The sequence below is a fragment of the Novosphingobium sp. ST904 genome (assembly GCF_001298105.1).
In the GTDB taxonomy this organism is placed as follows: Bacteria; Pseudomonadota; Alphaproteobacteria; order Sphingomonadales; family Sphingomonadaceae; genus Novosphingobium.
The window spans coordinates 203,102-219,676 of record NZ_LGJH01000165.1 but is presented as its reverse complement, the minus strand read 5'-3'; the positions used below and the strand labels follow the sequence as shown (position 1 = coordinate 219,676).

General features: G+C 65.2%; 13 protein-coding genes and 2 pseudogenes. 6 read left to right on the top strand and 9 right to left on the bottom strand.

Features of this window, described 5'->3' with window-relative positions:
• Nucleotides 1-117: 117 nt before the first annotated feature.
• The 5 genes and pseudogenes from ADT71_RS27410 to ADT71_RS27390 all read left to right on the top strand — a co-directional run bounded on the left by ADT71_RS27410 (nucleotide 118) and on the right by ADT71_RS27390 (nucleotide 6,845).
• Entirely contained in the window at nucleotides 118-1,128 is a 1,011-nt protein-coding gene (locus ADT71_RS27410; protein WP_054441907.1) for an alpha/beta fold hydrolase, read from the top strand.
• An 84-nt stretch (nucleotides 1,129-1,212) separates the two neighbouring features.
• Nucleotides 1,213-2,618 (top strand): annotated as a pseudogene (gene leuC / locus ADT71_RS27405) (3-isopropylmalate dehydratase large subunit).
• The gene (gene leuD, locus ADT71_RS27400; RefSeq protein ID WP_054441906.1) at nucleotides 2,618-3,247 is read left to right on the top strand and encodes a 3-isopropylmalate dehydratase small subunit; all 630 of its coding nucleotides are present in this window, start codon (nucleotides 2,618-2,620) and stop codon (nucleotides 3,245-3,247) included. The pseudogene leuC and the gene leuD overlap by 1 nt, the downstream one beginning before the upstream one ends.
• Nucleotides 3,244-3,879: an isochorismatase family protein gene (locus ADT71_RS27395; protein ID WP_054441905.1), complete on the top strand. Its 636-nt coding sequence runs from the start codon at nucleotides 3,244-3,246 to the stop codon at nucleotides 3,877-3,879. Before leuD ends, ADT71_RS27395 begins: the two co-directional genes overlap by 4 nt.
• A 527-nt stretch (nucleotides 3,880-4,406) precedes the next feature.
• A complete protein-coding gene (locus tag ADT71_RS27390; RefSeq protein ID WP_231636245.1) occupies nucleotides 4,407-6,845 on the top strand; it encodes a TonB-dependent receptor in 2,439 nt (812 codons plus the stop codon).
• 63 nt (nucleotides 6,846-6,908) lie between these two features.
• On the opposite strand, the gene ADT71_RS32480 is transcribed toward ADT71_RS27390, so the two are convergent.
• The gene (locus tag ADT71_RS32480; protein ID WP_054441904.1) at nucleotides 6,909-7,364 is read right to left on the bottom strand and encodes an energy transducer TonB; all 456 of its coding nucleotides are present in this window, start codon (nucleotides 7,362-7,364) and stop codon (nucleotides 6,909-6,911) included.
• Nucleotides 7,365-7,448: 84 nt separating this feature from the next.
• Between ADT71_RS32480 and ADT71_RS35230 the strand changes: the two genes are divergently transcribed.
• The gene (locus ADT71_RS35230) at nucleotides 7,449-7,577 is read left to right on the top strand and encodes a hypothetical protein (RefSeq protein WP_255351701.1); all 129 of its coding nucleotides are present in this window, start codon (nucleotides 7,449-7,451) and stop codon (nucleotides 7,575-7,577) included.
• Nucleotides 7,578-7,598: 21 nt separating this feature from the next.
• Here ADT71_RS35230 and ADT71_RS27380 read toward each other — a convergent pair whose 3' ends face one another.
• The 8 genes and pseudogenes from ADT71_RS27380 to ADT71_RS27350 all read right to left on the bottom strand — a co-directional run bounded on the left by ADT71_RS27380 (nucleotide 7,599) and on the right by ADT71_RS27350 (nucleotide 16,574).
• Nucleotides 7,599-8,198, bottom strand: coding sequence for a biliverdin-producing heme oxygenase (locus ADT71_RS27380; protein WP_054441903.1), 600 nt, complete (start codon nucleotides 8,196-8,198; stop codon nucleotides 7,599-7,601).
• Between the two features lie 27 nt (nucleotides 8,199-8,225).
• Nucleotides 8,226-9,785, bottom strand: a complete 1,560-nt coding sequence (locus tag ADT71_RS27375) for a surface lipoprotein assembly modifier (RefSeq protein WP_231636244.1) — start codon at nucleotides 9,783-9,785, stop codon at nucleotides 8,226-8,228.
• Nucleotides 9,786-9,792: 7 nt separating this feature from the next.
• The gene (locus ADT71_RS34640) at nucleotides 9,793-9,972 is read right to left on the bottom strand and encodes a hypothetical protein (RefSeq protein ID WP_231636274.1); all 180 of its coding nucleotides are present in this window, start codon (nucleotides 9,970-9,972) and stop codon (nucleotides 9,793-9,795) included.
• Entirely contained in the window at nucleotides 9,887-10,564 is a 678-nt protein-coding gene (locus ADT71_RS27370) for a hypothetical protein (RefSeq protein WP_231636243.1), read from the bottom strand. The genes ADT71_RS34640 and ADT71_RS27370 overlap by 86 nt, the downstream gene beginning before the upstream one ends.
• A gap of 114 nt (nucleotides 10,565-10,678) precedes the next feature.
• A complete protein-coding gene (locus ADT71_RS27365) occupies nucleotides 10,679-13,681 on the bottom strand; it encodes a TonB-dependent receptor (RefSeq protein WP_231636242.1) in 3,003 nt (1,000 codons plus the stop codon).
• A gap of 281 nt (nucleotides 13,682-13,962) precedes the next feature.
• Nucleotides 13,963-14,928, bottom strand: coding sequence for a FecR domain-containing protein (locus tag ADT71_RS27360; RefSeq protein WP_054441901.1), 966 nt, complete (start codon nucleotides 14,926-14,928; stop codon nucleotides 13,963-13,965).
• A gap of 93 nt (nucleotides 14,929-15,021) precedes the next feature.
• Entirely contained in the window at nucleotides 15,022-15,561 is a 540-nt protein-coding gene (locus ADT71_RS27355; protein WP_082370598.1) for a sigma-70 family RNA polymerase sigma factor, read from the bottom strand.
• Nucleotides 15,562-15,615: 54 nt separating this feature from the next.
• Nucleotides 15,616-16,574, bottom strand: a pseudogene (locus tag ADT71_RS27350) (fumarylacetoacetate hydrolase family protein).
• Nucleotide 16,575 lies beyond the last annotated feature (1 nt).

Below are 16,575 nucleotides of genomic sequence, written 5' to 3'. Positions count from 1 at the left end.
CGGACTATCCTACAGGCGGACATTTCATCCTCGCGCATTCGACAGCGACAGCGGCACCGGCAGAACCGGCGTCTGGAAAGAACAGCGCCCGCGAACAGACGGCCCCGGAGGAACCTCATGACGATAAAGCGAAACATCGACCGCGCTCTGGCGGTGCTCGCCGCCGGGCTGGCCCTGTCGCTGTCGGTTGCGCCCTCCGCCCTCGCCCAGATTGCCGCGCCGGATGCCGCGGCGCAGGCCCATCCATGGCTGACCGTCACGCAGCTTCGCAAGACCTATACGGACAGGCAAAGCCGGTTCTTCACCGTGGGCGGGCTCTCCATCCACTACAAGGACGAAGGCCCGCGCGGTGCGCCCGTCCTGCTGATGGTCCATGGGTCGGAAAGCAGCCTGCGGACCTGGGACCGTATCGCACAAGTGCTCAAGGGCCGATACCGCGTGATCCGCTTCGACCTGCCCGGCTACGGCCTGTCGGACGGCGCGACCGACGAGGCGGCGAAAACCCTCTCACCCACCGACGTCCCCATCGCCCTGCTGGACCGGTTGGGCGTGAAGAAGGTCACTTTCGTGGGCGTTTCCAGCGGCGGCACCATGGGCATGTACCTTGCGGCCAGACGGCCGGACATGGTCGAGCGGCTGATCCTGTCGAATACGCCTTCCGATCCTGTCGACACCAGCCATCTCGTCATGCCGAAGAGCTTTCTCGATGCGCAGGCCCGGGCCAGGCAGACCGGTTTTCGCGACCAGGATTTCTGGAACGAGTTCCTGAGCTATTTCGCCGGCGATGCCTCCCGCATTTCCACTCAGACGCGTAAGGAATACTACGATTTCTACCGCCGCGTGCCCGAAAAGAACCTCATCGCGCTGATCGCCCGCATCGGCGACGGCAAGCAGGCTTCGATAGAAATGGCCAAGGTCGACAAGCCCACGTTCCTGATCTGGGGCGGTGCCGACCCGCTCCTGCCGGAATCGGCGGTCACCGCGATCACGCGCTATCTTTCCCATGCCCAGATTTCCAAGGTCATCATGCCTGACGTGGGCCACTATCCGCCGCTGGAAGTTCCGGACCGCTTCGCCCAGCTGATCGCCGCCTATGTCGAGGCGGGGACGCCTGATCCGGCGCGGTAGCCGGGACGGGCGCCGAGTGCCCGCTGTTCGGAGACTATGCCGCCCCGCCCTCCTTCCCGTCCGGTTCCGGCCTAGTAAGAGGGCATGACCGCACCGCGCACGCTTTACGAGAAGCTGTGGGACAGCCACGTCGTCGCCGAAATGCCCGGCGGCGCCAGCTTGCTCTACATCGATCGCCACATCGTCCACGAAGTTTCCAGTCCGCAGGCCTTCGTCGCCATGCGCGAGAGCGGGCGAAAGCTTCGCCGTCCCGAGACGCACCTCGGCGTAGCCGATCACGCGGTGCCGACCCGGAGCCGCGGCGGCGAAATCGCCGATCCGCAGGCCCGCGCGCAAGTGGCCGAACTGGAGGACAACGTCGCCGAGTTCGGCGTGCCCTACGCGCAGCTCGATGGGCCGGAACAAGGCATCGTCCACGTCATCGGCCCGGAAACCGGCTTCACCCTGCCCGGCACCACCATCGTCTGCGGGGATAGCCACACGACCACCCACGGCGCGTTCGGCGCGCTGGCCTTCGGGATCGGCGCAAGCGAGCAAGGCACGGTCATGGCGGCGCAGGCACTGCCGCAGGCCAGGGCCCGCACGATGAAGGTCGAACTGCTCGGCGAACGCCATCCCCTGATCGATGCCAAGGACATCGCCCTGGCCCTGATCGCGAAAATCGGCGCGCACGGCGCGGTCGGCCACGCGGTCGAATATGTGGGGGCGGCAGTGGCGGGCATGGCGATGTCCGAGCGCATGACCTTGTGCAACATGACCATCGAGGCCGGCAGCCGCATGGGGCTGGTCGCGCCTGACGAGGTGACTTCGCCTATCTGGCCGGCCGCCGTCTCGCGCCCGAAGGGAAGATGTGGGATGCGGCCACCGCTTACTGGCGCACGCTCGCCAGCGATCCCGGCGCGGTCTACGACAAGGTCGTCACGCTCGACCTGGACCGGCTAGAGCCGCAGGTGAGCTGGGGCACAAGCCCCAACCAGACGCTGCCGATCGGCGCCCTCGTTCCCGATCCTCTGGCAATCACCGACCCCTCGGAGCGCCGCGAGACGGAGAAGGCGCTCGCCTACATGGGCCTCATGGCCGGCCAGCCGCTATCGCAGGTGGCCATCGATCAGGTCTTCATCGGCTCCTGCACCAATGGCCGCATCGAGGACTTGCGCGCCGCCGCCCGGATTGCAGCGGGGCGCAAGGTCGCCGCAGGCGTCCGCGCGCTGGTCGTGCCAGGCTCCGCCGCGACCCGCGCGCAGGCCGAGGCCGAAGGGCTGGACCGCGTGTTCCGGGACGCGGGATTCGAGTGGCGGTTTGCGGGCTGTTCGATGTGCGTGGCCATGAACGATGACCGCCTCGCGCCGGGCGAACGCTGTGCCAGCACTTCCAACCGCAACTTCGAGGGACGGCAGGGCCCCGGCGGGCGCACACACCTGATGAGCCCGGCCATGGCCGCCGCCGCCGCCGTCTCCGGCCACCTGGCCGACGTGAGGGACTTCGCCTGATGCCGAACCAGCCTTTCGTCACCGTCTCCGGCCTCGCCGCCGCCATGCGCGAGGAGAATATCGACACCGACATCATCTTCCCCGCCCGCTTCCTGCTCATCACCGCGCGGGCCGGGCTCGGCGAATATGCCTTCCATGACCGCCGATTTGACCCGGACGGCAAGGAAGTACCCGGCTTCGTGCTCAATTCGGACAGGTTCCGCGATGCGCCGGTGATCGTCGCAGGGGCGAACTTCGGTTCCGGGTCCAGCCGGGAGCAGGCGGTCTGGGCCCTGCTCGGCCGCGGTACCCGTGCGGTGATCTCTTCCAGCTTCGGCGAGATTTTCTATTCGAACTGCCTGCGCAACGGCGTGGTCCCGATAGTGCTGCCCGAAGCCGATGTTTCCGCGCTGATGGATGCAGCGGAGAGCGGCGCCCGGTTCACGGTCGATCTCGATGCGCAGCAACTCGGTGTGGAAGGGCGCCCCGCGCGGGCTTTCGATGTTCCGCCCGAACGGCGCCTCGCCATGCTGAACGGGTGGGACGAGACCGACCAGATCGTCAACCAGTACGGCGCCGAAATAGACTCTTTCGAACAGCGGCAGCGCCGCACGCAGCCATGGCTGCATCACAAGGAACAGGACGCATGAGCAGCGAGGAAGACCTGCTGGCCAACTACAGGAAGGCCTATGACAACCGCGTCGGCTTCGGATCGCGTCCGGCGCTGATCCTGATAGACTTCTGCCAGGCCTATTTCGAACCGGGTAACGCGCTCTATTCCGAAGTCGACGATGCCCTCGAATCGGCCTTGCGCGTGCGCGCGGCCGCCCGGGCGGCGGGCGTGCCGGTGGTGCTGACCAATGTCGTCTATCACCCCACCGGGTTCGACGGCGGCCGATTCTACGAGAAAGCCATGCCGCTGAAGAACTTCCTGAAGGGCAGCCCGATGGGCGCCTTCGGACCGGGGCTGGAACCGTTCGATGACGAACTCGTCGTGTCCAAGCAATATCCGAGCGCCTTCTTCGGCACATCGCTCGCCTCGACGTTGACGGCGGCAGGGATCGACAGCGTGATCCTCACCGGCCTCACGACCTCCGGCTGCGTCCGCGCGAGCTGCGTCGATGCGATGAGCCACGGCTTCCGCACCGCCGTCGTTGCCGAGGCCTGCGGCGACCGTCACGCGGCGCCGCACGATGCCAACCTCTTCGACATGAACGCAAAATACGCGGACGTCGTGAGCGAGGCGGAGACGATTGCCTTCCTCGGGGGCCTGAGCCGCTGAATCGGCGCGCCTGAAAAGGCGCATTCCCAGCACGATCACATGCCGAACCCGCCGGGCCCAGCCCGCGCGGGTTCGCAGCGCATGGGCCGGCCGCGAGCGCCGCGCACGCTCATCCGACAGGCGAATACGCACCAGATTCGCCGTCATTCTGACGAGACTCAAGTAAATCTATCACTGACAAAAAAGCAGCGGCCCGCTCGATCGGGACGCAAGACAAAAAGAGGGAAGAAGCAATCATGGCGACAACCCGGACAAATATCGGGACCGCCAAACAACACCCCAAGAACACGTAAAAACAACCAGAATACAATCTGAAGAACAAATCGGGCGAACATCCGGAGACAAGCGCTGAAGCGCGATCCTGACGCCTTGCAAGAACAAAGTGTTCAAGCAGCAGGGACTCAATTTGAAGCGATGCGCCCTTGCGTGTCCTTTCGATCAGCATTGAGGGAAAACATGACTGGCAATTCTCACACCATCCGTCTCGCTTCCACGCTATCAACCCTGGCGCTCGTCGCCGGTATGACATGGTCGGCACCGGCCATGGCCGAAGCTCCCGAAAACACCAGTGGCGACATCGTCGTCACGCGCGCAAGACCGGCGAGGACATCCTCAAGGTGCCGGTTACGGTGACGGCGATCACGTCCGAGACGCTCGAAGCCAAGGGCATCGTCTCGATGGTGGATGTCGCCAACTCGACGCCCGGCATCAACATCAACAACAGTTCCTCGGGCCATGCGGATCGCTCGTTCCAGCAGGTCGTGCTGCGCGGCTTCACGCCGTCGACGACGCTGGCGACCACGGTTTCGACCTTCATTGACGGCGTGCCTGTCTCGTCACCCTCGCAGGTCGGCGCGATCAGCAATCCCGAGCGCATCGAAATCCTCAAGGGCCCGCAAAGCGCCTACTTCGGCCGCAACACGTTTGCAGGCGCCATCAACGTCGTGAACAAGGTGCCCGGCAACGACTGGGGCGGCCAGATCCTCGGCATGGTCGGCACGCGCGACAACTGGCGCCTGCAGGGCTCTGTAGAAGGGCCGATCATCGAGGACCTGATTTCCTTCCGCGTCACCGGCGAGAAGTGGTCGAAGAGCGGCTCGTGGAAGAACTACGACGGCAGCACGCTGGGCGACCAGTCCTCCACCGTCGGCACCGCGATGCTGGCGATCACCCCCTCCTCCTCCGTCACCATCAAGCTCTTCGGCATGATGGGCGAGGACAAGGACGGCCCGGCGGCACAGACCCGCCTCAGCGCCTATACCGTCACCGCCCCCAACGGCAGCGTCGTGCTTCAGGGCCAGTCGAACTGCACCCTGACCGGCGATACGCGCGGCGTGCTCGATCCCACCACGGGCCAGCCGATCGGTACCGCCGTCAGCAATCCCTATTTCTGCGGCACGATCCCGACGATCGCGAACCCCGTCACCGCCAACGTCGAGAATACCGACCAGGTGCGCCAGTTCCTGGCCAGCACGCGCGGCCGCGTCGTCTCGCCTGACGATACCGTCTCGGGCTACGGCCTGCTGCGCAAGACCCGCCACGTCCACGGCACCATCGACGTGGACCTGACAGACAACCTTACCGCTTCCGCCCTCGCCGGTTACAACCGCGAGGTCTGGACCACGCTGATCGACCTCGACGGCTACGATACCCGCGCCTTCAGCAACGACTCCTACGATCCGCCCGCGAACTACGGAAAGGGCTACTTCGACTATCCCTACCTGATCGAGCGCAAGATCGAGGACTTCTCGCTCGAAGGGCGCCTGTCCTACACCAAGGGGCCGTTCCGCGGCGTCGCCGGTGTCAGCTACCTCAGCGCCGACCAGATCCAGGGCAACGGCGGCAGCACCGGCTCCCTGCTCACCGCGTCGATGTTCCCCGGCGGTCTCAGCCGCAACAAGACGACCGGCTTCTTCTTCGGCCTGACCTATGACCTGACCGACACCATCTCGGCCAGTGTCGAAGGTCGTTACCAGATCGACAAGTTGCAGGCCTTCGCCACCGCATCGGGGCTCACCGTGGCCTCCAGCGCCTTCATCCCGGCCGGGTTCTACGAAGGCGGTTCGCTGCTGGCCAGCGCCACCTACAAGAACTTCACGCCGCGTGCGATCATCAACTGGCAGATCTCGCCCGACATGATGGTCTACGCTTCGTGGTCGAAGGGCGTGAATCCCGCCCAGTTCAACACCTCGATCCTGTCCAACGCGGCAACCGTGCAGCAGGCCGCGCTCGATGCGGGCGGCCAGCTCTCGATCAAGCCGGAGAAGATCACCAACTACGAACTGGGTCTCAAGGGCAAGGCGCTGGGCGGCAACCTGCGCTACAGCCTGGCGGCCTACTACGCCCAGTGGCGCGACCAGATCAACGCGGTGACCATCGTCGCGCCCGATTCCACGCAGGCTACCGGGTTCAGCTTCGTCAACACCTCGGCCAACTCGGGCGACGTCGATCTCTACGGTGTCGAGGGCGAGGTTTCCTGGCGGCCGACCGACTTCATCACCATCGATGCGGCCGGCGCGGTCAACGAAACCGACATCCAGAAGTTCACCAGCACCACCATCAGCGCGCTGACGGGCATCTACGATTTCTCCGGCAAGGAGATGAAGAACACCTCCAAGTATTCGGCCAACGTCGGCGTGACTCTGGGCACCGAGATCGCCGGTTGGGACGAAGGCCGCTGGTTCGTGCGCGGCGACTGGAACTTCAAGTCCGGTCAATGGTCGAACGAGGCCAACCTCGCGAAGACGCCGGACCTGCACCTCTTCAATGTGCGTGCCGGCATCACTCACGGCCAGATCACGGTGGAGGCATTCGTCAACAACCTGTTCAACAACCACACGCCGATCTCGGTATCGGACAACTTCGTGTTCAACCCGACGTTCAGCTACACCGCGCGCTACTCCGCGCTCATGCTGGGCCTGCCGGAACTGCGCACGGCCGGTATCCAGACCAAGATCACGTTCTGATCGCGGTCTTCATTCAACTACGAAGGAAGGGCCGGGCGCGGGGAGCGCCCGGCCCTTCTCTTTTCAGCGCAAGTAGAATTCCACAGGAACCGTCAGTTCCAGCGGGTCCGGCCGGTCTTCGGGAAGACGGGGCAGCGGCTGCGCGCGCCCAAAGGTTTCGAGCGCCGCCTGATCCAGTCCCGAGAAGCCCGAACTGCGCTGGATGACGGCAGCAAGAACCTGCCCGCCGCGCGTAACCTTGAAGCGCACCAGAACGGTGCCCTGCTGCCGCGCCGAGCGGGCGCGCGCCGGATAGCGGCGGAACCGTTCAAGATGCGCAAGAAGCCGGGCTTCCCAGTCCGGCTCGGCCATGTTCGAAAGCCGCGGCGCAGGCGGCGCCTGGATGCTCTTCGGCGCGGTCGTTTCCGGTATCGGCGGGCCGGGATCGACCGGCTCGGCCACTTCCTGCCGCTCCTCCCGAGGCTGGATGGAAACCTTCTGCAGCGTGAAGACGGGGGCTTCCTCGGCCTGGACCTCCACCCGTTCCTCCTGCCTCTCGACCTGCTCCGGCCCGGGCGCGACATCGCGGACCGGTCGGGCGCCGCAAGCGGTACGAGATTGACCGTGAGCGCAGGCGTGGAGGCGGACAGTATCCTCGGCGCCTCCCGCCAGACCACCAGCATGGCCCCGGCAACAGCCAGATGCAGCGCCACGCTCAGCCCGAATGCAGCCGGATTGCGGGCCGGTGCGTAACCTGTCTGGCCTGCCCTTAAATCAGGCACGGGCGAGATGATCCTCGACGAGCCCCCTCACCCGCAGGAATGCCGCTTCCGCTCCGGCGCGCGCGCGGGCCTGCTCTGCCGGGGAAAGCGCCGCCGCGTCCAGTGCGGCAGTAAAGCTGCGCCAGTGCCGTGCGCGGCCCTCGGGATGACCGGCGAGGTGGCGCGCGCCGCTATTCTCGTCCAGACCCAGTGCCGCCGCCGCCTTGAACAGGAACGCCGCCCCCAGGTTTGAGCCTTCCGCAACATAGAGCCAGCCCAGCGCCGTGGGAATGTCCGCGCCTGCGCCGAAGGCCGGCGCCGCGCCCGCCTCGGGAACCGCAAGGCCGAGATCGGCAAGATCGAACGCGATCAGCGGCAGTCGGCGGCGGTCAGCAAGATCGGGGAGCAAGGCGGCCAGCGCGGGCTGCTCGTAAAGCGCATCGATATCGCGGTGGAACAGGTACTGAACGGCAACGAAGCGCCCGTAGCGCTCACGGTCCGCGAATGGATCGGCAGACATGATCCGCTTGTCCAGTGCCTCGTGAACGCTTTCGGTTTCCACCTTGAGACGCTTCGAAAGCGGAAGGGGAACGGTATCGGTGGTCATGGTCATCGAACTCTCCTTTTTCGGGGATCGGTTTCAGAAGGAGCGGCTAAGCCGGAGGCTGACGGTCGTGCGCCGGTAGGAATAGAGCCAGTCGATATTGCTCTTCACCCGGTTGTGCTGGACCAGCGCCTCGGGCACGAGCCCCGCCAGCCTGAGCGCCGGCACGCGCAGGATTGCGGTATAGACCTGCTCCCGGTCCCGGCGCTTCGCTTCGAAAAGTTCGCTGTAGGCCCGGTAGCGGCGCTCCCTCGCGGAGCCGAGCAGGAGCAGGCTGGCGGCATTGCCGAAGGACTTCGCCACACCGAGGCGCGCACCCAGCTGGCGATAGGCATCGACGGGATCGCCCGCCGATTTGTCGAGCGCATCGGGCCCGCCCAGCAGGGTCCAGCCGTGCGGCAGGGTATACCAGCCGGTGAGGAACAGATCGGCCAGCCCGCCGTCCTGCGTGTCGTAGCCGGCCAGGGCATAGTCGAACCGGCGGTAGTTGCCCTCCAGCTTGAACAGCGCGCGCGGAGAAAGGGTATGCGTCCACTCCGCATTCACGCCCCAGGCCGTGTAGAGGATCGAGGAACCGAAGGTCCCCAGATCGAAGGAGGGCGAGATGGCCACGCCGTCTCGGGCCGTCTGGTAATCGTAGCCGAGCCGCATGATCGCGGTGGTTTGCGAATAGGCGTGATGCTCGGGATAGATGTCCCCGAACAGCATCGCCCTTGCCCGCAGCCCGCCATGCCCGCCGAGCGCGATGCGGCGGCTGAGCGTTCCCTCGATGTTGATCCCGGTGGAGGCGATCGCATCCGGCACCTTGCGATCGATCAGGCAGGTGCCGTCATCGGCGGCGAGGAGGCAGGTATAGCTTGCCGAGGACTGGTTGAGATTGGTGCTGTAGCCCGGCCCAAGCGCCAGGCTGCCCTGCCAGCCCTGCCGCGTCTTCAATGCGGAGAGGAAAGCGTCGATCGAGCGCAGCACTCCTTCGCCTTGCGGCCCGCCTCCGGCCACCTGAAGCCGCGCGGCGCGGAATATGCGGGCGGCCTCCCGGTCCTTGCGGTTCTCGAACAGCGTCCGCGCCAGTTCGAGCTGCCCGGGCAGGAAATCCGGCTTGAGGTCCAGCAGCGCACGGTAATCGCGTTCCGCCTGCGCCAGTTTGCCCTCGCTGCGGGCAAGCGCGCCGAGAGCGTAAAGCTCCAGCATCGGATCGCGATCTTCCAGCTTGCGGTAGGCCGCCAGAAAACGGCGCACGTCGCGCCATTGCTTGCGAGAGACGGAAATGTAGAGCGCCTGCCCGAGGTCGCTGGCATTGTTGCCGACCGCATAGGTCTCGCCGTCGATCACCATTGAAGAGGGCACTTCGTCCAGTGCTTCGGCATCCTCCCGCGCTTCGGCTTCGCGCTGGGCTTGCTGCCGGTCGATCTGCTGGTCCAGGCGCAGGCGCGTGTCCTGCCCGCTTCCGCTCTGTGCCACTGCCGAGGGGGTTCCGAGCGGCATGCCCGCACAGAGCAGCAGCAGGTACTTGCGAAAGGCGGCCATGAGGATCGTGTCTATCCCGTTCGCACGTGGTGGGACCGGACGCACGGCGGCGCCCGATCCCGATTTCACGCTCGGATCAGTTCTTGGTGCCGCCGAACGCGGTGTTGTACTGGCGGGCCGACGCAAAGTTGACGATCCCGGCCAGCGCATCGGCATTGGTGCCGAAGAAGCTACCGCTGACGGCGCCGTTCGTGGCGACCGTGGTGGTGCCGCTGGTAGCCGTGGCGGTAGTGCCGGAGAAGGCGCCTCCGCTGATGCCCGCCGTACCGATGTTGACGCCGTAGCTTCCCGAAGCATTGCTGAGCTGCGGTCAGAATGCCGGTGCCGCCGCCCGTGAACGTCGCGTTGAAGGTACCGGTCAGGATGCCCTTGTTGGCATAGTCGCTGATGCCCTTGACCGAGTAGCTGGCGGCGCCGCTGTTGGGCACTGCGCTCGTCTGGCCGGTGCCGCCGTAGTAGACGGTGTGATCGCCGGCAGTGGCGCTGCCGGTCTGCGACCATTCGCCAAAGTAGACATCCTGCGTGCCGACCTTGGCAAAGTCGAAGCGGCCGTACTTGCTGTGGTCGGTGACGGTGCCGGTGACTTGCGCAACCGAGGTCACGCCGTTGGCATCAGCTGCGGCATAGGCCTGGAGCCCCTGGAAATCGACGTACTGCACGCTGGTCAGGCTCGGCACGTTGATGCCCACGCGTCCGGCCACGTGAGGTCCGCCGCTGACGGTGCTGGCGGCGATCTTCACTTTCGCCGTGTCGCTCGATGCACCGACCACTTGCGCCTGGGCCGTACCGGCCAGCGCGGTCGAAAGGGTGAAGGCGGCAGCAATTGCTTTGAGATAGGCAGACTTCATTCTACTTCTCCTGCAGTTGGTGCGCCCGATCGTTCGGGCGCGTTGATCCAGGATCGTCGCCGGTGCCCTGCTCTGTCAGGATCAAGAGCACCGGCGGCGGTCCTGAAATTCTCCTCAGAACCGGCCGGTCACGCTGAGCTTCACGGTGCGTCCCGGTGCGGGCAGCAACGAACGCGACAGCGGGTCGAGGTAATAGCGGTTGTTGAGGTTGAGGCCGGTCAGCTCGGCGCTGAACCGGTCGTTGATGCGGAACTTCGCGAAGGCATCCAGGGTCACGATCTCTCCCCAGGTGTACGGGATATTGAGCGCGCAGCCGCCGATGCAGTCCGCCTCGTTGGTGAATTCGGCCAGTTGCGGGTTGTCGTAGCCCGCATACCAGGTGAGCCTGCCGCCCAGTTCGAGCCGACGGTCGAGGAAACGGCCGCCCACCGTCCAGTTCACCGTATCCTCGGGCGTGGCCTGCGTGAGCAGGAAACCGGCGATGAAGCCGTACTTCACGCAGTCGGGCACCCGGCCCCGGCTCGGGTCCATGGTCGCCGCCTGGCTCTCGTCGCAAACCTTATTGGTCGTCATATGGCCGGCGCTCAGATCGGTGAAGAAGCGCCCGTTGTCATACCGCGCCTGAAGCTCGAAGCCGGCGATCACCTGCTTGTCGAGATTGCTGAACATCAGGTGGATGTCGCGCTCGATCACGTCGCGGGTGGTGTTGTGATACCAGGTCAGCTTGAGGTCGGCGTACTGGCCGTCGTTCAGGCCGAACAGAGGGCGCAGGTCCTGTATCCAGGCCGCTTCCCACGAACGGATGCGCTCGGGCTTCAGATCGCGCGAGGGGTTGATCGAGGCTGAAAAGCCGATCGTGCTCTCGAACATGCTGGGGAAGCGATAGGCCTCGGCATAGCGCAGATAGGCCCGGCTGGCGCTGCTGATGTAAGCGGTGGCCGAAAGCGTCGGCGCCCAGCCGCTGCCCGACTTGCGCTTGGCCTGCGTTATCGCGACCAGTTCGTTCTGGGCGCTGACCACACAGCGGCCCGCCACGAAGCCGGCGATGCTGTCGGTCGAACCGTTCAGGCAGAAATTGTCCGCGCGGTGGAAGTTGCCCGAGGCGTCCGGGGTCCAGTCCGGCCCGTCGTGACTGACGACGAAAGTATAGGGATTGGCCGCGTAGCTGGCGATCTCGATCGGCAGGATGATGTCGATCACCGATTGCGGCATGTTCAGCCCGGTCCAATAGGCCCGGCGATAGGCTTCCCACGCGGCGGCGCCGGATTCCTCCGTTTCATAAGTGGTCTTCCACGAGGGCGTGACATACTGCGAGATCGAACCGCCCTGCAGTTCGAGATACTTGGGCAGGAAATCGTCCTTCGCCCAATATCCCGAATAGGTCAGTCCGGCATTGAACTTCAGGAATTGCGCGGGGCGCCATTCGCCCTTGAGGCTGAGGCGATATTCCTCGCGCCGTCCCGCGCGCGGCAACTGACGCCAGCCGTTGGCCATCGCCTCCGAATATTCGTCGTCCGAACGCAGCTTCTCGTGCTGCCAGCTTCCCTCCATCAGCAGGTCCAGCGTCGAGGTCAGTTCGAACTGGTTGCTGGCGGTCAGGCCATAGCGGTTGTTCCGCGAGTTGGAGAGCGCCTTATTGGTGATGATCGGGTCCGCCTCCGAAGCGGCATTCGGAAAGCCACCCGCGCTGTAGGTATCGCCAACGGTATGGGTCGCCCAGAGATTGGCCTTGAAATCGATCAGGCGGCTATCCGGGTCCCACTTGTACTCCCCGTTCCAGGCCTGTGCATGGACCTTGCTGAGCGGCCACTGGATATTGCCGAAATATCCGCCTCCGGCGGTCATGATCCGCGATGGCATGATCTCGCCGAACTTCGAGCGACTGTCGCGAAAACCGATCTGGAGAGCCTGATCGTCGGCGATCTTCCAGGTTGCCTTCAGCAGCCACGATTCCAGCTCGCTCGAGGTATTGGGAACCTCGTTGCCGGGTTCGTAATTGAGGCCCAGCTTCCGCACATAAGTATCGGCGTTCAGCGGCAGGTCTTCCTGCTGGTAATAACCGGCCCCCGTCTTGCCCGAAAAGTAGTTGCCGCGCTCGCGGTAGGCGTAAGCACCGAACAGTTCGAAGTCTCCCACGCGCCCCGCCACGGCCAGCCGCGCGGCACGATCGCCGAATGAGACGAATTCGTTGTCGTCGCTGCCTTTCAGGTTCACCCGCAACGAAGGGTCCGCATAGGGATAGGTCGGCGAAGCGCCCACGCCGGTGCCGACGAAGCCGGGAATATCGCGATAGTCCAGCCCGGTCAGCAGCGTCGGCAGGCGCGGATCGGTGGAGTTGTTGCCGCCTTCCAGCCGCATCTCCACGCCGAAGCTCTGCCCGGGCTTGAGGATGTCGCTGGCGTCGAGCGTGTTGATGACCACGGCACCGCCGGTCGATCCGTTGACCCCGCGGGTGGAAACCGGCCCCTTGAGCACCTGCACGCCCGAGATCAGGCTGGGATCGATGTAACTGCGATTGCTGGCGCCGTTGTATCCGCGCCAGACCGTCAGCGCCTGCTCGGTTCCGTCGATCAGCACGGGCACGCGGCCCGGCCCCTGGATGCCGCGAATGCTGGGGTCGAGCGCGCCGCCGTTACGGGCATCGCCGCTGAAGACATTGACCATGCCCTTCAGCACGTCGGCGGTATTCACGCCCTTGTAGCGTTCGACCTCCTCCTTGCCCGCATAAGTCGAAGAGATATCCTGATCGTAGACCGCATCGCGCTGCCGGGTATCGCGCTCAGCGCCGGTCTCCGCCGCGTTGCTCACGCTGCCTTCGACCCGCAGCGGGCCGAGCTGGACGCTTCCGTCGGATGCGGCAGGCAGTTTCGAGAGGCTGACCACGCTGCCTTCGATGCGATAACCGAGGCCGGTGCCCGCCAGCAGGCGCCCCAGCGCCAGCGCCGGAGCCATGCGGCCGCTCACGCCGCCGGTCGAACGGCCGCGCACATCATCCGCATTGACGCTGACCTGCAGGCCGGACTGCTCTCCGAAATCCGTCAGCGCATCGGCCAGGGACTGCGCCGGAATGCTGAACGCCCGTGCTTCGCCGCTTGTGCTGGCCTGCGCTGCGGCCACAGCGGGAAAAGCCAGCCCTGCTGCGGATACCGACGCCAGAAGCGCTCCCGCCCAGGCACGCGCCGCCCCATCCCGCAAAACTTCACCCCCGCAATCACCGTCAAAATCCCCCATTCGTCAAACGGGCGACTAAATGCTAATGCAAGTCAGTCGCATATCCTAACGACGGGCGAGGCTCAGGAAATTCCGGAAAAAAATGCAGTGAGCGGTGAATTAATTGAAGCCTAAGGGAAACTGCATGGAAAAGCAGCCTTCTCAGCGCCTGCCGGCCATCCCCCGGCTCACTCTACGGTGACGATCCTCAGCCATGGCGTAATGTCGCGCACGGCGATGGTGTGGGCTCTCGCAAGCGCCTCCAGCGCTGCATCCGGATGGCGCAGATCGTAAATGCCCGTTACCCGCCTCGTGTCGAGCCCCGGCCCTCGCGCGACGATATAGCCCCCGTACCAGGGACGCAGCGCTTCGAGCACGTCCCTTACCGGGCGATCGTTGACCAGAAGGCGGCCGTTCATCCACGCCGCGATCCGGTCTGGCCGGACCTGGCCGCGCGAAGGGCTTCCGGCCCAGGGCACCGCGATCGATCGTCCGGGGCGCAGCCGGTCTCGCACCCGGCCCTTGGGATAGGAAACCTCCACAAGCCCCCGCCGAACGGAAACCGCCATACCCTGCTCGTTGAACCCTGCCTCGAACGCGGTGCCGAGAACCTTCACCTCCCCGTCTCCGGCCTCCACGCGGAAGGGATGGGCAGGATCGTGGGCCACGTCGAAATAGCCCTTTCCGCGCAGAAGTTTCAGGCGCCGGCCCTCTGCGTCCATCGAGAATGCCATCGCAGCGCCGGGCGCGAGCCAGGCGGTGCTGCCGTCCTGCAAGGCCACCTTGTGAACCTCTCCGGTGCGCGCGATATCCTGCGCCTGCATCCAGACCGGAATGTCGGCCGCCAGAACCAGCCCAAGGCAGGCTGCTGCCGCGAGCGGCACGAACACACGCCATTTGCCCCGCGCCTTGCGGCGAAACTTCAACGGAACGACATTCCCGGCAGGCAGCGCTACGGCATCCACCGGCCTTGCAGCCTCAAGCAGGAGATCGAGATCCCGCGTTTCCGCCCATACCCGGCGATGCTCAGGGCTGGCATCGAGCCACTGCTCGAATTCCGCGCGCAATCCGGCGTCCTCCGGATCGTCATCGAGACGAACCAGCCAGGTCGATGCCATTCGCTCGACCGCGCCCATATCCACTTCGTCATTCATCACGGGTCTTGCCGCATTTCCTGTCGCCAACGAGACTCCACATGATTGAGACGAACGACGCCGCCGGGAATCCGGATAAAAATGCAGGTATCGTCATGGCCGCCGCCGCAAGGCCTTGCGGCAGCGCTCCAGACCATCCACCACGAGTTCCTGCGCCAGGCTCCTGGAAATGCCGAGCCGCTCCGCGATGTCGATCAGGCGCGCGCCCTCGAACCGGTGCATGGTGAACGCCAGCCGCGTCCGCTCCGGCAGGGCGTCCATGGCCGTGCGAATGATCGAAAGCTCATCCATCGCCTCCAGCCGGGTCTGTGCGGAAGGCTCGTCGCTTGCAATCAGTTCGGCCACGCCGCTGTCGTCGCCGCTGAACAGCTTCTGCTCGAAGCTGCGGCGGCGCCGGCCATCGAGCGCAAGGTTACGGGCGATGCGGAACAGGAATCCCCGAGGTTCGCCGATAAGCTGCTTCTTCGCCGCAGCATTGAAACGCAGCCAGGCCTCCTGGACGATGTCTTCCGCCCCGGCCCGGTCCCCAACGATGTTCGCGGTATAACGGACGAGTTCGGAACGCTGCGCCAGGAAGACGCGCAGCAGTTCGCCATCGGACGATGCTCCGTTTTCCCTGTCTGCTCGATCCATGGCCGGGACGGATAGCAGATCACTTATTGCGAACCAATCGCAATTTATGGAAAATCAGATAACGACGACTTCCTGATCGATCGAACCGAACGGCGCGGTGCCGTCCGCGCCGGTTGCCGTCATGCGGATCGTGTCGCCATGCACCATGAACGGCGTAACGGGTCTGCCCTCCCGGATGATCTCGATGGCACGGACTTCGGAAATGCAGCTCGATCCCACTTCTGCGTAGTTCGCATTGGACACCGTACCGGAACCGATCACCGTTCCGGCAACGAGATCGCGCGTCAGCGCGGCATGGGCGATCAGTTCATGAAAGCCGAAATCCATGGCCGAACCGCTCGCGGCGCCGAACCGCTGCCCATTGAGATCTATCTCCAGATCCAGGCAGACACGCCCATCGCGCCACGCATTGCCGAGCGCGGCGGGGGTTACGGCGAACGGCGCCATCGAGCACGGCGGCTTGGCCTGGATCCAGCCGAAGCCGGTCTTCATCTCCACCGGCGCCAGGGTGCGCAGCGACCAGTCGTTGATCTGGACCACCAGCCTGATGTGCTTCGACGCATCCTCGGCGCGGGTGCCCATGGGAACGTGATCGACGATCACGCCGAACTCGCCCTCGAAATCGATGCCGTGGGCAGCGTCTGCAAACGGCACCGCGTCGCTCGGGCCGTAGAAGCGGTCGGAAACACCCTGGTACATCAGCGGCCGTCGCTATCGACCGGAGGCAGGCCGAAAGCGACCTGCATGAGTTCGCCATGCGTGCCGAAGGCCGACCCGTCGAGCCATTGCCACGAACGCGGCAGCGGCGCGCGCAGGCAGGCGGGATCGAGCCGTCCGCCCGCTCCGCCCTCAAGCGCCGCGGCAAGCCGAAGGAGATCGGGCTCGGCCGCCGGCCAGTCCTCCATGGCCGACAGCAGGCTCAGCCCGGCCGCCTCCAGATAGCGTGCGCCATCGGTCGAGACGACCGCCAGCGCGCCATCCGGGCGGCCGTTTTCCAGAGTTGCAAGGCGCATG